At 37.7% G+C, this 13,975-nt stretch carries 16 protein-coding genes; all 16 read left to right on the top strand.

Going from position 1 to position 13,975, the window contains the following annotated elements:
• Positions 1–120: 120 nt before the first annotated feature.
• The 16 genes from rsxC (at position 121) to minC (ending at position 13,954) form a co-directional block, all read left to right on the top strand.
• Positions 121–1,443, top strand: a complete 1,323-nt coding sequence (rsxC, locus tag HNQ80_RS04885; RefSeq protein ID WP_184308728.1) for an electron transport complex subunit RsxC — start codon at positions 121–123, stop codon at positions 1,441–1,443.
• Positions 1,444–1,457: 14 nt separating this feature from the next.
• Complete coding sequence (locus HNQ80_RS04880) at positions 1,458–2,402, top strand: RnfABCDGE type electron transport complex subunit D (RefSeq protein WP_184308726.1); 945 nt, start codon at positions 1,458–1,460, stop codon at positions 2,400–2,402.
• Positions 2,403–2,966, top strand: a complete 564-nt coding sequence (locus tag HNQ80_RS04875; RefSeq protein ID WP_184308724.1) for an RnfABCDGE type electron transport complex subunit G — start codon at positions 2,403–2,405, stop codon at positions 2,964–2,966.
• Positions 2,967–2,982: 16 nt separating this feature from the next.
• Positions 2,983–3,585 carry an electron transport complex subunit RsxE gene (rsxE, locus tag HNQ80_RS04870; RefSeq protein WP_184308722.1) on the top strand — a complete coding sequence of 201 codons (603 nt, stop codon included), beginning with the start codon at positions 2,983–2,985 and terminating at the stop codon, positions 3,583–3,585.
• Between the two features lie 13 nt (positions 3,586–3,598).
• Positions 3,599–4,180 carry an electron transport complex subunit RsxA gene (gene rsxA, locus HNQ80_RS04865; protein ID WP_184308720.1) on the top strand — a complete coding sequence of 194 codons (582 nt, stop codon included), beginning with the start codon at positions 3,599–3,601 and terminating at the stop codon, positions 4,178–4,180.
• Positions 4,181–4,196: 16 nt separating this feature from the next.
• Positions 4,197–5,180 (top strand): RnfABCDGE type electron transport complex subunit B, encoded by a 984-nt coding sequence (locus HNQ80_RS04860; RefSeq protein WP_184308718.1) that lies wholly within the window; start codon positions 4,197–4,199, stop codon positions 5,178–5,180.
• A gap of 201 nt (positions 5,181–5,381) precedes the next feature.
• Positions 5,382–5,762, top strand: coding sequence for a NusG domain II-containing protein (locus tag HNQ80_RS04855; protein ID WP_207726860.1), 381 nt, complete (start codon positions 5,382–5,384; stop codon positions 5,760–5,762).
• A 15-nt stretch (positions 5,763–5,777) separates the two neighbouring features.
• A complete protein-coding gene (locus tag HNQ80_RS04850) occupies positions 5,778–6,308 on the top strand; it encodes a Gx transporter family protein (RefSeq protein ID WP_184308714.1) in 531 nt (176 codons plus the stop codon).
• A gap of 18 nt (positions 6,309–6,326) precedes the next feature.
• Complete coding sequence (locus HNQ80_RS04845; protein WP_184308712.1) at positions 6,327–6,575, top strand: DUF4321 domain-containing protein; 249 nt, start codon at positions 6,327–6,329, stop codon at positions 6,573–6,575.
• A gap of 8 nt (positions 6,576–6,583) precedes the next feature.
• Positions 6,584–7,162 (top strand): nucleoside triphosphate pyrophosphatase, encoded by a 579-nt coding sequence (locus HNQ80_RS04840; protein WP_184308710.1) that lies wholly within the window; start codon positions 6,584–6,586, stop codon positions 7,160–7,162.
• Between the two features lie 60 nt (positions 7,163–7,222).
• Positions 7,223–7,921, top strand: a complete 699-nt coding sequence (radC, locus tag HNQ80_RS04835) for a RadC family protein (protein ID WP_184308708.1) — start codon at positions 7,223–7,225, stop codon at positions 7,919–7,921.
• 48 nt (positions 7,922–7,969) lie between these two features.
• The gene (locus tag HNQ80_RS04830; protein ID WP_184308706.1) at positions 7,970–9,004 is read left to right on the top strand and encodes a rod shape-determining protein; all 1,035 of its coding nucleotides are present in this window, start codon (positions 7,970–7,972) and stop codon (positions 9,002–9,004) included.
• Between the two features lie 44 nt (positions 9,005–9,048).
• Complete coding sequence (gene mreC, locus HNQ80_RS04825) at positions 9,049–9,846, top strand: rod shape-determining protein MreC (protein ID WP_184308704.1); 798 nt, start codon at positions 9,049–9,051, stop codon at positions 9,844–9,846.
• Between the two features lie 18 nt (positions 9,847–9,864).
• Positions 9,865–10,365 carry a rod shape-determining protein MreD gene (gene mreD / locus HNQ80_RS04820; protein WP_184308702.1) on the top strand — a complete coding sequence of 167 codons (501 nt, stop codon included), beginning with the start codon at positions 9,865–9,867 and terminating at the stop codon, positions 10,363–10,365.
• A gap of 4 nt (positions 10,366–10,369) precedes the next feature.
• On the top strand, positions 10,370–13,123 hold the full coding sequence (locus HNQ80_RS04815) for a penicillin-binding transpeptidase domain-containing protein (RefSeq protein ID WP_184308700.1): 2,754 nt from the start codon (positions 10,370–10,372) through the stop codon (positions 13,121–13,123).
• A gap of 192 nt (positions 13,124–13,315) precedes the next feature.
• Positions 13,316–13,954, top strand: a complete 639-nt coding sequence (minC, locus tag HNQ80_RS04810) for a septum site-determining protein MinC (RefSeq protein WP_184308698.1) — start codon at positions 13,316–13,318, stop codon at positions 13,952–13,954.
• The last annotated feature ends 21 nt before the right edge of the window (positions 13,955–13,975 follow it).

Raw genomic sequence — 13,975 nt, 5'->3', positions numbered from 1 at the left:
AGTAGACAAAAAAATAGGTTAGTATTTTAACAATGAAGGATATTCAAAAAACTTATAGAACTATTTTTAGTTGTGGCAATTATTTGCTTTATAACTTTTTAATAATAAGGGGTGAAAAAAATGGGTTTCTTGTCCTTTAGGGGTGGAGTGCATCCACCACATTTTAAAGAAGCGACTACTCGCTTAAAGGTAGAGAAAGCTAAAGAACCAGCAGTCGTTACAATACCTCTTCAGCAGCATATCGGAGCACCATGTGAACCGATTGTTAACGTTGGAGATCAGGTGAAGGTAGGACAAAAAATTGGTGAAACATCAGCATTTGTATCTACACCAGTGCACAGTAGTGTATCCGGTACTGTAAAACAAATTGCTCGTATGCTCACACCGACTGGGGAAGCTGTCTGTATAGTTATTGAATCAGATGGATTAAACACAGTTCACGAAAACGTTATCCCAAAGGGTGACATTTCAAATTTATCCGGCAAAGAGATTCTTAGCATCATAAAAGAAGCTGGAATTGTTGGAATGGGTGGTGCTGCGTTTCCAACTCATGTAAAATTATCTCCACCACCAGAAAAGAAAATTGAAGAAATTATTCTTAATGGTGCCGAATGTGAACCTTATTTGACTGCTGACCACAGATTGATGCTTGAAAATCCAGATGATATTATTTATGGGTTAAAGGCAATGATGAAGGTGTTAAATGTTACAAAAGCGTATATCGGCATAGAAGATAATAAGCCAGATGCTATTGAAAGCATGAAAAAAGCAGTTGAAAAGGAAACTGGTATCCAAATTGTAGGACTTCATACCAAGTACCCTCAAGGTGCTGAAAAACAGTTAATCTATGCATGCACAAAAAAGGAGGTTCCTTCAGGCGGATTACCAATGGATGTTGGTGTTGTAGTCAATAATGTGGGTACTGCAGCAGCGATCGCCAATGCTATAAAAACTGGAATGCCTTTGATTGAAAGAATTGCAACAATCACAGGAAAGGGCATAAAAGAACCAAAAAATTTACTGATCAAAGTAGGAACTTCATTTAAGGAAATCATCGAACAATGCGACGGTTATAATGGTAATCCCGGGAAAGTGATCATGGGAGGACCTATGATGGGGTTAGCCCAATATACCGATGAAATTCCAGCTATTAAAGGTACCTCAGGAATATTGGTTTTGACCCAAGAGGAAGCTAGATTACCAGAACCAAAACCATGCATACGATGTGGAAAATGTGTTGAGATTTGCCCAGCATTTATTCAGCCATTATACATCAGTGCATACGCTTTGCAAAATATGCACGAAACAGCAGAGAAATACAATGCCCTTGACTGTATAGAATGTGGCTCTTGTTCTTTCATATGTCCTTCAAAAAGACCATTGCTACAGTCAATAAGAGTATCTAAGCGTGAAATTATCGCGAAGAAAAGAAAGACGAAGTAATGGAGGGGATTCGCATGGATAATAGATTGATTGTATCTTCATCTCCCCATTTGCGGGCAGATGAGTCAATTAGCCGCATAATGCGGGATGTTGTAATTGCACTACTTCCAGCCACATTGGCAGGTATTTATTTTTTCAGAATGGGAGCTGTGAAAGTAATTCTCGCGGCCGTGATTGCTGCCGTTGTTACAGAAGCTGTGATTCAAAAAATAAGAAAACAACCTGTTACCGTTAATGATTGGAGTGCAGTGGTCACTGGTCTTCTGTTAGCTTTTAATATTCCAGCGACAGCTCCTTGGTGGTTGCCAGTAATTGGTTCTATTTTCGCTATTGCCATTGTAAAGCATACATTTGGTGGCTTAGGCCATAATTTTATGAACCCAGCTTTAGCAGCTCGTGCAATGTTACTGGCATCTTGGCCAGTACCTATGACGAATTGGGTCACGCCAGGAGCGGATGCAGTAAGTACTGCAACACCTTTAGCTTTGATCAGTGGTACTGAGGCTGCGGGACAACCATTGCCTTCATTGGTAGATTTGCTTATAGGTAATGTGGGTGGATGTATTGGAGAAACTTCGGCCATTCTATTAATACTTGGTGGCTTATATTTAATTTATAGAGGTGTAATTACACCGAGAATTCCTGTAATCTATATTTCAACAGTTGCAGTGTTAACATTTATTTTAGGTGGAGGATTTAGTCTCCAGTATATGATCTATCAAGTATTGGCTGGAGGATTAATGCTTGGGGCTTTCTACATGGCGACTGATTATGCGTCATCACCAGTAACACCAAGAGGACAAGTGATTTATGCGTTGGGATGTGGTATCTTAACTAGTATCATTAGGCTTTACGGAGGATATCCGGAGGGGGTATCCTATTCAATACTATTAATGAATGTGGCTGCGCCACTTATTGATAAGTATACCAGCCCAAGAGTATTTGGGGAGGTGAAGTAAATGCGTGACGTTATTAAATTAGGATTAATCTTATTGCTTATAACAGCGGTTGCAGCTGCGGTACTTGCTTGGACCAATGATATTACAAAGGAACCCATTGCAAATCAAGTACTACAAGCAAATATCACTGCTCGTCAAAGTGTACTGCCTGATGCTAGTGAATTCGAAGAGATGCCAAAAGATCAATTTGCTAACTACGATAATATCTTAGAAGTATATAAAGGACTTAGGGATGGACAGGTAGTAGGATATACAATAAAAACGGATCCTAGTGGTTACGGAGGTCCAGTAGAAGTAATGATTGGTATTTCAGCAGATGGCTTGATACAAGGTGTTAGCATAGGCAATCACTCAGAAACTCCTGGATTGGGTGCAAAGGCATCCGATGATGCATTTAAGAGTCAATACAATAGTAAAAAAGCTGAAGGCCAGATTGATGTTATCAAAGCAGGTACACCTAAAGAGAACGAAATTATGGCGATTTCTGGTGCTACAATTACTTCAAGAGCTGTGACATCAGGCGTAAATACGGCCATTCAATTATACAATGAAGCACTGAAATAGAATGTGGGGTGGTAAAATGAAAATTGGCAATACATTTATAAGAGGAATTCTATATGACAATCCGACTTTTATACAGTTATTGGGTATGTGCCCGACCCTTGCCGTTACAACTTCTGCTATCAATGGAATTGGTATGGGTTTAGCAACATTGGCAGTATTATTAGGATCAAATGTAGTTATTGCAATGCTTAAAAAATTCATACCTGCTAAGATTCGTATACCTGCTTATGTAGTTGTTATTGCTACCTTCGTAACAGTTATTGGTTTGTTGATGAAAGCCTTTGTACCTGCGTTGGATAAGGCTCTAGGATTATTTATTCCATTAATTGTTGTAAATTGTATCATTTTAGCGAGAGCGGAGGCATTTGCTTCAAAAAATTCAGTACTCTTATCTGCTGTTGATGGAATCGGTATGGGTCTAGGATTTACGATTTCATTAACGATTTTAGGCTCAGTGAGAGAAATTCTTGGTGCAGGTTCTATATTCGGAAAAGCAATCCTTGGCGCGTCTTACCAGCCTGCGTTAATTATGATTTTGCCTCCCGGAGCATTCCTTGCTTTAGGATGCTTACTTGCGCTATACAACTGGACTGTTTCTAAAAAAGCAAATCAATTTTAGGGGGGGGATATAGATGTCTGCAAGTGGATTATTCATTATATTTGTAAGTGCTTTACTTGTTAATAACTTTGTATTATCAAGGTTCTTAGGGATTTGTCCCTTTCTAGGGGTTTCTAAACAGGTTGAGACAGCTGCTGGAATGGGAATGGCTGTAACTTTTGTTATGACCTTAGCATCTATTATTACCTATATCGTTCAAATTTTCATTTTGGATGCTTTAGGGCTTGGCTACCTTCAGACTATAGCTTTTATTCTTGTTATAGCAGCATTGGTTCAGTTTGTTGAGATGGTAATTCAGAAAACTAGCCCTACGCTTTATCAGGCTTTGGGTGTTTATTTACCGTTGATCACTACAAACTGTGCCGTTCTTGGGGTTGCATTATTAAATATTCAGTCTAATTTTAATTTAATTGAGACAATCGTGAATGCCATTGGCGCATCACTAGGATTTTCTCTTGCAATCATTCTGTTTGCAGGGATAAGAGAAAGATTAGAGATTGCAGACGTGCCGGCAATTTTCAAAGGCTTTCCTATTGCACTTATAACAGCGAGCCTAATGTCTATTGCTTTCTTAGGCTTTACTGGACTCGTTTAGACAGGAGGGATATGAGATGGATTTAAATACATTACTACTCCCGGTTGCTGGATTAGGAGGATTGGGATTGGTTTTTGGGGCTGGACTGGCTTATGCTTCTCAGAAATTTGCCGTTGAAATAGATCCAAGGGTTGTTGCGATTAGAGACGTACTTCCTGGAGCAAACTGTGGTGGATGTGGTTATCCAGGCTGTGATGGATTTGCCAATGCTGTTGTTGCTGGCAATGCACCAGTTACTGGTTGCCCAGTTGGTGGAGCCGATTGTGCTAAGAATGTTGCTGAAATCATGGGTGTTGAAGCAGGAGATGCCGCTAAAAAAGTTGCAAGAGTTATTTGTAGTGGAGATACCAAAAACTGTAAGGAAAAATTTGATTATTTTGGTATCCAGGATTGTAAAGCAGCAGCGATGGTATCGGGTGGAAGTAAAAGCTGCGCCTATGGATGCTTAGGTCTTGGTACTTGTGTAAATGCATGTCAATTTGATGCCATCGAAATTACTGATGGAAGAATAGCTAGAATCATCCCAGAGAGATGTACTGCATGCGGAAAGTGTATTGAAGTTTGTCCAAAATCAGTGATTCATTTTGTTCCTTTTGAACAGGATGTAGTCGTAGATTGTAATAATGAAGAAGTAGGTAAAGTTGTTCGTCAAAAATGTAATGTTGGTTGTATCGCATGTCAGATTTGTGTAAAAGCTTGTCCTTTTGATGCTATGGAGTTTTCAAATAATTTAGCAAAGATAAATTATGAAAAGTGTACAAATTGTATGATTTGTGCAGAAAAATGTCCGACTAAGGCAATTTATGCAGATTTTGAAAAAAGAAGAAAAGCTGAGATTATCGCTGAAAATTGCATTGGATGTACAATTTGTAAAAAGCAATGCCCAGTAGAAGCGATTGAAGGCGAATTGAAGCAAGTTCATAGAATTTTAGAAGACAAATGTATAGGATGTGGAGCGTGCGAAGCAAAGTGTCCTAAGAAAACGATTAAAATGAAATAAAAAATAGAGAATATACTCAAGCTGAGTATGTTCTCTATTTTTATATGAAAAAAATACTACTTGTCATTGAAATATCAAAATGTTAAACTTAAACTGTGTTTAAAGGAAAAATAGAGTTTCCCTAAAAATTTCTCACTATTCTCAATAAAATCGGTTATAGAGTATGCATATTTTGGAAAAATTATTAATAAATGCGAGTTGATGTGTGTGACAAAATGGGACAAGGTATTGATAGGCTGTATCATCATGGCCAGCATGTTCGGTCTATTTATTGTTAAGAAGATCAGCATAAATAGTGATAATTTATATTTGGTTATAGAGGTTGATGGAAAAGAATACAAAAAGGTTTCTCTTGAGGCAGCACAGGAGCAGCAATTGATCGAGGTTAATTCGAAAGAGGGTCATAACTTGATTGAAATCAACGGATTAAATGCTAGGATTGTAGAAGCTGATTGTAAGGATCAACTGTGTGTAAAGATGGGATGGCTGAATCGAGCCAATCAAACCAGTATTTGTTTGCCAAATAAGGTCTCAATAAAATTGATAACAAACAAATCGGATATTGATATTATAAGTTATTAGGGTGTGGGAAAACATATGAAAACTAAAAGACTATTATATTTGTCAATGATTGTTTCTATAGGAATAGCGCTTCACATTATTGAATCTACTATACCATTACCTTTCATCGCCCCAGGAGCAAAACTGGGACTAGCAAATATTGTAAACTTAATTACCCTTGTTGTATTTGGCTATAAGTATGCGTTTGCAGTTGCAATTATCAGATGTTTAGTAGCTACCCTTGGTACTGGTGCTGTAACAGGACTTTTATATAGTCTATCGGGTGCTTTATTAAGCACCTTGGTAATGTGGGTAGTATATAGGAATTTTTCAACACACTTTAGTTTAATAGGTGTAAGTGTATTTGGTGCTCTTGCCCATAATATTGCCCAGTTGGCTGTGGCTAGTATTATGATTCATAATATATTAATTTTTACTTATCTTCCTGTAATGATGTTAGTCAGTCTGTTTACAGGTTATTTCGTTGGACTTACATCAAACTATGCAACGCTTCATTTGAAAGCTATACTATCGAAGGGTGGCAATACGTCAAAGATTATTATGTAAGGGCAAGGGGGAAAGTACATGAAGGCAGTGGGTAGAAATCCATGGCTGCTGATACTGCTAGTAGCAGTTGGAGGAATCATTGGGGGTATTATAGGTGATATTTTTAGAGAGAGCATCAAAATATTAGGCTATGGGAAGACAATTGGCTTTAGTCCAGTGACTATAGATTTAAGCATTCTTAAGCTTACCTTGGGGTTTGTTCTGAGTTTAAATCTTGCTAGTGTCATTGGAATTATTCTAGCTATTCTTATTTTTAGCAAACTGTAGGTGATTTCATGTCAATGCTTTTTCTAGCTTCAGGTTCGCCAAGGCGGGCAGAAATACTGAAAAATTTTAATATTGCCTTTGAGATTATTCCTTCTACAATTGAGGAAAAGATTTATGAGGGAGAAACCCCAGAGCAAATTGTTATGGCCTTGGCTTTGGAAAAAGCCAATAGCATTGTAAGCCAGTGTAATGAAGATGATCTTATTATCGCGGCAGATACAGTGGTTGTTAAAGGCAGTATTCTTGGTAAGCCTCGAAATTATGATGAAGCATATAGCATGCTTAAGCATTTGGAAAATGATGTTCATGAGGTGATTACCGGTCTTGCTGTCATCCAGGTAGGGACCCTTAATAAGATAGTTACATTTGAAAGGACGAGAGTTAAGTTCAAGCCGCTGTCAGATGTTAAAATTCAAAGGTATATAGATTCAGGAGAAGTCTGGGATAAAGCTGGATCCTATGCAATTCAAGGAAAAGGATCTGCTATGATAGAATGGATATCAGGTGATTATTTTAATGTAGTCGGTTTACCAATTAATAAATTGGATGATATTCTGAGCAATCACTTTGATATTGAATTGATTTAGGGAGAATGTCTATTTGGAAATTGTCAAGAGAATTGTCGAAAGTCTGGGGATGAGGTTGAAATGCAAGGGAGTCAAGGCCATATACTTATTAAAGAAATGGTTGAGAGTGAACGACCTAGGGAGAAAATGATCCAGTTTGGAGTAGAAAATCTTTCGAATGCAGAGTTACTTGCAATATTAATCCACACAGGAACAAAAGAGGCATCGGCTATAGAATTAGCTCAGCGGATTCTTTCTTATGATCAAACAGGAATTCATTTTCTTACGAACTGTACTGTTGAGGAATTGAGCCAGATAAAAGGAATTGGCTCAGCCAAAGCATGTCAGCTTATTGCTGCAATTGAGTTAGGGAAGAGAATCGCTGCTGCAAAAGCAACTGTTAGACCATGCATTAAATCACCTGGAGATATCGTCAATATCTATATGGAAGAAATGAGGTATTATAAAAAAGAGTATTTTAAGATCGTTCTGCTGAATACAAAGAATGAAATTATTTCTTCAGAGAATGTGTCCATAGGAAGCTTGAATGCTTCTTTAGTACATCCTCGTGAAGTATTTATAACAGCTATAAAAAAAAGTGCTGCTTCGGTCGTACTTTTGCATAATCATCCAAGTGGGAATCCGCAGCCTAGCAAGGAAGATATATCTATTACAAAACGATTAGCTGAGGCTGGTAAGATTATTGGAATTGATGTAATCGATCATATTATTATTGGAAATGGAACATATACAAGCTTAAAGGAAAAAGATATTTTATAGTGGACAAGATAATATATAAGGCAATCAACAGGGAGGAGTATTTAAATAATGGGTGCATTTAATTTTCTTTCTAAAGATATGGGTATAGACTTAGGAACTGCAAATACATTGGTATATGTGAGAGGAAGAGGAATTGTAGTTAGGGAGCCTTCCGTCGTTGCAATTCAGGAAGATACGAGACAAGTGTTAGCTGTTGGACAAGAAGCAAAGCAAATGATAGGAAGAACACCAGGAAATATTGTTGCTATAAGACCTCTAAAGGATGGAGTGATCGCTGATTTTGATGTTACACAGAGCATGTTAAAGTATTTTATCAAAAGAGCTTATCCAAAGAAGTCCTTATTTTTTCAGCCACGGGTTGTTGTAGGGGTACCATCAGGAGTTACAGAAGTTGAAAAGAGAGCTGTCGAAGAAGCCGCCCTGCAAGCAGGAGCGAAAGAAGCTTATTTAATTGAAGAACCGATGGCTGCTGCCATTGGGGCAGGACTACCAGTAGAAGAGCCTACGGGCAGCATGGTAGTAGACATCGGTGGTGGAACAACAGAGATTGCCATCATTTCGCTTGGTGGGATTGTAACCAGCAAGTCTGTCAGAATTGGTGGGGATGAATTAGATGAATCCATCGTGCAATATATTAAGAAAGAATATAGCTTAATGATCGGTGAAAGAACTGCTGAAGAAATAAAACTTAACATAGGTTCTGCCTATCCCAAAAGCAATGAGCCTAAGATGGCAATCAGAGGAAGGGATTTAGTGTCGGGTCTTCCAAAGACGTTGGAAATAACATCATCTGAAATTCTTGATGCATTGCATGAGCCAGTGAATTCCATTATTGATGCTATAAAATATACCCTCGAAAAAACACCACCAGAATTGGCAGCCGATATCATGGAATATGGAATCGTATTAACAGGTGGTGGGGCTCTTCTTGATGGATTGGATAAATTGGTTCGTCGGGAGACCGGGATGCCCGTACGGATCGCCGAAGAACCCTTGGATTGTGTTGCTTTGGGTACAGGAAAAACGATTGAGGAAATAGAAACGCTAAAAAGAGTATTGATTTCTCCAAAAAGATTGAGATAAAGTGGTGAGCTTGGATGGGAAAATGGCTAAAAAGGGGAGCTTTAATGATAGTAACTACGGTTACTATCATTCTCATTATATTAATGGGGATTAGTCTAGGTGGGAGAATGAAACTTTCTCCACCGGAAAATGTGATTGGAAATATTTTCACGCCTATACAAAAAGCATTTTATAGAGTAGGTCAGGCCGTTGAGAATACAATAACACCAATCTTTCGTTTTAAAGCAATAGATCGTGAAAATAAAGATCTCAAGCAGGAAGTTGAAAAGCTCCAAAAAGAGGTTGTTCAATACAAACTTATGGAAGATGAGCTTATCGAACTTAGAGAACTTTCGAAGGCATTGGATTATACAAGTGGATATGGACAGTCAAGTTATACTTCAGCCAGTGTTTCTGCAAAAGATCCTGGCAACTGGTTTAATACATTTACGATTGATAAAGGTAGTAATCAAGGTATAGAAAAGGAGAACACTGTAGTAAATGGTAACGGACTTATCGGGAAGGTATATGAAGTAGGTGAAAATTGGTCAAAAGTCATTACCATCATCGATAATAAAAGCTCGGTAAGCTTCGAAGTCTTGCGAAATAATGAATATATCGGTGTTATTAGAGGAAGTGTACAAGCAGATCTATCAGGATATCTTATAGATCCAGAAGCAGAGATTTTAGTTGGTGATAAATTAATTACGTCTGGACTAAGTACCTATCCAAAAGGAATTTTGATTGGTGAAGTAAAAGAAGTGGTAAAGAAAAAGGATGAATTATTAAAGACGATTATAGTTGAGCCAGTGGTGAACTTTAAAAAGATTGACAAGGTAATGGTTATCTTGTCAAACAAATAATGGAGAAGGTGTATTCTAATGAACCAACTATCGATTGCAATTGTTTTAGTCTTTAATATCATATTTCAGACCACACTGTTACAACACTTCAGAATATTTGGAATCATCCCAAATACCACTTTGATTTTAGTAGTCATTTTGGCAATTTTGTTTGGTAGGAAAAAGGGTGCTGTTATTGGACTTATCGCAGGCTTACTTCAAGATATCCTCATAGGAACACTTCTAGGAGCTAATGCCTTAATATACATGTTAATTGGCCTTGGCGTGGGATCCTTTGAGAATAAAATATTTAAAGACCATGCCATAACACCTATTTTCTTTGCAGTTTTAGGTACTGTAGTCTATCATTTCGTGTATTACTTCATTATGTATACGGTCAATGAAAAAATCGATATATCGTTGCTCTTTACAAAGATTATACTCATAGAAGCTATTTACAATAGCATTATTGCTGGTTTTGCCTATGGTTGGATATATAATTTCCTTTATCATTCTAAGACAAAAATAAAAACTAGGTGATCGTATGTTTGAAAAACTAAAAAGTCGATACAATCAGATTCTTTTGTTTTTTGGAATTTTCATTACTATACTCTTTATCAGGTTATTTACGCTGACAATTGTGGAAGGTGAAAAATACAAGGAGTTGTCGGACAATATCAGAATTAAAAAGATTCCCATTTCTGCGCCACGGGGCGAGCTGAGGGATCGATATGGAAGGCTTCTAGCTGGGAATAGACCTAGCTTTACTGTGCAAATAATGAAAAATGAATTGATCAACAGCGACATCAATGAAATCGCTATAAAATTACTCAATATACTCAACACCAATGGAGATAAGCATGTAGATAATTTCCCCATAGCTATCGAAAATGGGAAGTATTATTTTTCCTATGATAAGGAAATAGAGAATTGGCTTTTGTCACAAGGATTAGAAGGTTTATCTACTGCTGAAGATGTATTCAAAACTTTGAGGGAAAGATTAGAGATTGATCAGAGTATGGATGAGTATGAAGCACAAACGGTCATGCAGCAGGATTATGGAATATATCCACCAATTTCTGTAAAAACCATGAAGTTTATTCCTCAAATGCAAAAGGAGAACTTTTTGCAAAAATATAAACTAGAGGAAAACCTAAATGCAGAGGAAGCTTTCCAAGCGTTACGGGATAAGTTTAAAATACCTGAAGCCATTTCAAATGAAGATGCCAGAAAAATCTTAATCATTCGCCATGAACTGCAAGAACAAGGCTATCGTCAGTATCAGCCCGTAACCATCGCCTTTGACGTTTCTGCCAAGACGGTGTCCGAGGTGGAAGAGCGGATCATGGAAATGCCAGGTGTCAGTGTAGAGGTAGAGCCTATAAGGTATTATCCAGGTGGAAATTTGGCGTCTCATATAATAGGTTATTTGAGTAAAATTTCCGATAGTGAAAGAGAAAGATATGTAAAAGAATTGGGCTATGACCCCAATGACTTGATTGGCAAAGATGGGATCGAGCGGGTTTTTGAAAAGGACTTAAAAGGTAAAGATGGTGCCAAATATGTAGAAGTAGATGTGTATGGTCGTTTAATTAATGTACTAAGAGAAGAGGAACCGCAAAAAGGTGAAACCATGTATCTAACCATTGATGCAAAGCTGCAAAAGGTTGCAGAGGATGCTCTTGCCCAAGCTTTGGAGCAAATACAAGTAGGGGGCACTTTTAAGAGTAAATGGGGAGATTACAAGTATGGTGAAGTGTTTCGAAATGCCACCACCGGTACAGTTGTAGCCCTGGATGCCAAAACCATGGAAGTACTGGCTTTAGCTAACTATCCAAGCTTTAATCCAAACCTATTTGCTACTGGGATTTCTTCAAAGGATTGGAATGAACTGCAGGATAAAAATCCGCGAGACCCTTTATCTCCCATTCCTCTGTATAACCTAGCTACTAGAGCGGCGATCCAGCCTGGTTCTACTTTCAAAATGATTACAGGCCTTGCTGCAATTGAGAGCGGGTTAAATCCAAATACGAAATTATTCGATAACGGATTTATACCCTATGGCGGAAGAAACTTTGGGTGCTGGTTATGGAACACCAAAAAACAAAAACATGGGTATGTAGATTTGTATAAAGCCTTAGAAGTATCCTGCAACTATTATTTCTATAATGTTTCTACAGGTTGGGATCATTTCAAACAGCAATCTTTAGGAATTTCCATGAATGTCAATAAATTATTAGAATATACGAAATTGCTAGGACTCGATGAACGTACTGGTATTGAAATCAGTGAAAATGCTTATGGGGTGCCTAATCCTCAGAAAAAGACTGCTACCATTAAGTCCATGTTGAAAAATCATATTAAGGATCGTGCAAAGGACTATTTTGAGCCTGAGATTTATGAGGATAAAGAAACCTTAGAAAAAAATATTGCTGAGATTGTCAGCTGGGCAGATGAAAATCCATCTAGAGGAGAACTGATTAATCGTACGGGGAAATTGGGTGTCAAAAAGGACAAGATTGAGACATTGGTTGATACGGCTAAATTCACGTACTTCAACCAAGCGAAATGGTCAAAGGGAGATACATTCAACTTATCTATCGGACAAGGTGAGCATGCTTATACGCCATTACAAATGGCACGATACATTGCAGCAATCGCCAATGATGGATATTTGAATAAGGTGAGTGTCGTTAAAAAAGTCGGCACAGAAACGCCAAATGTAGAAAAAGAAAAAGGTCCAAGAATTGAATTAAATGATTATAAAAACTTGAGTTATATCAGGCAGGGGATGTCCAACGTAACCCAAGAAGAAGGCGGTACTGCAAGAGCTGTCTTTGGAAGATTTCCAATAAAGGTTGGTGGTAAAACAGGTACTGCGGAAAGATCAGGTAAAATTCAGCCAAGAGATGAGGCCGAATATCTAAGAAAATATTGGAAATGGATCGCCCCATCTTTAAGCTTGACTGATGTTGAAGCAAAGGCGAAGGCGCTGATGACAGCCAATAAAGACAAATATCGCGATGAGGGCGATGCGATGCGTGAAGCCATACGGTTATTAAGTAACAATAAAATTAGCAATGAACAAATGGATCAGTTTAAAGAGCCATTTGATAATTTTGCGTGGTTCGTCTCCTATGCACCTTTAGATGATCCGCAGATTGTCGTTGTAAGCTTGATTTTCCAAGGCGGGCATGGAGGTTATGCTGGACCGATCGTAAGAGAAATCATCGCAGAATATTTAGGATTAAACAAAGAAGCAAATGATTTAAGCTTAGAAAAAGCACTCACTAGATAGGAAGTACTGTGAGTGCTTTTTTACTAGTTTGTAGCAGGGTATAGTCATTATTTACATGAATAGTTAACAATTAATACCTTTACATATAATGTTTTCATGCTACTTTTTTGAGAAAAAAAAAGGATTTAGTTTTCATATGAAGAATAAATATAACGTTGTAGTTTATTTGTAAGTAGCGGAGGTAATTCTATAATGCCTAGAAATAGCACTGTATCCTTCAAAGGAAACAAGGATGGTATATCCATATATTTGAGCCCTCATATGGATTACCATGATGTGAAAGAGCAGCTTGTGAAGAAATTAGAATCTACGAAGCAATTTTTTGCAGGTGCAAAAGTAATTGGGTTTGAGGGGAAGGAATTATCAAAAGACGAGAAAGACGAGATAAAAGAGATTATTCAGCTAAGGTACAATATGACTATAGATGAAGAAGAGCGGTTAAAAGAGCATTGTACCGAAACAAAAAAACATTTAGTTTTTGAAGGAATTGAAGAAGGACATACAAAATTTATAAGAGCAACGGTTAGATCCGGTCAAAGAATTATCTTTGAAGGGAATGTGGTGGTTTTAGGTGATGTAAACCCGGGAGCAGAGATTATCGCTGAGGGCAATATTATTGTGATGGGTATTCTTCGTGGTTTAGCCCATGCTGGAGCGAGTGGAAATCATAGAGCTTATGTTGCGGCAATATGTTTGCAGCCAACACAATTAAGAATTGCTGACACGATAACCCGATCACCAGACAATGAAAAGACAAGGCCAATGATTCCGGAATTGGCTTTAATAAAAGACAATATGCTTGTGATTGAACCATACTTACCAAGTAGATAATAAAATGAATCCTATGATAGG

It is taken from the genome of Anaerosolibacter carboniphilus, from assembly GCF_014205875.1.
Classification (GTDB): domain Bacteria; phylum Bacillota; class Clostridia; order Peptostreptococcales; family Thermotaleaceae; genus Anaerosolibacter; species Anaerosolibacter carboniphilus.
The sequence above is the reverse complement of the archived record's forward strand: the minus strand, read 5'-3'. Positions and strand labels throughout refer to the sequence as shown.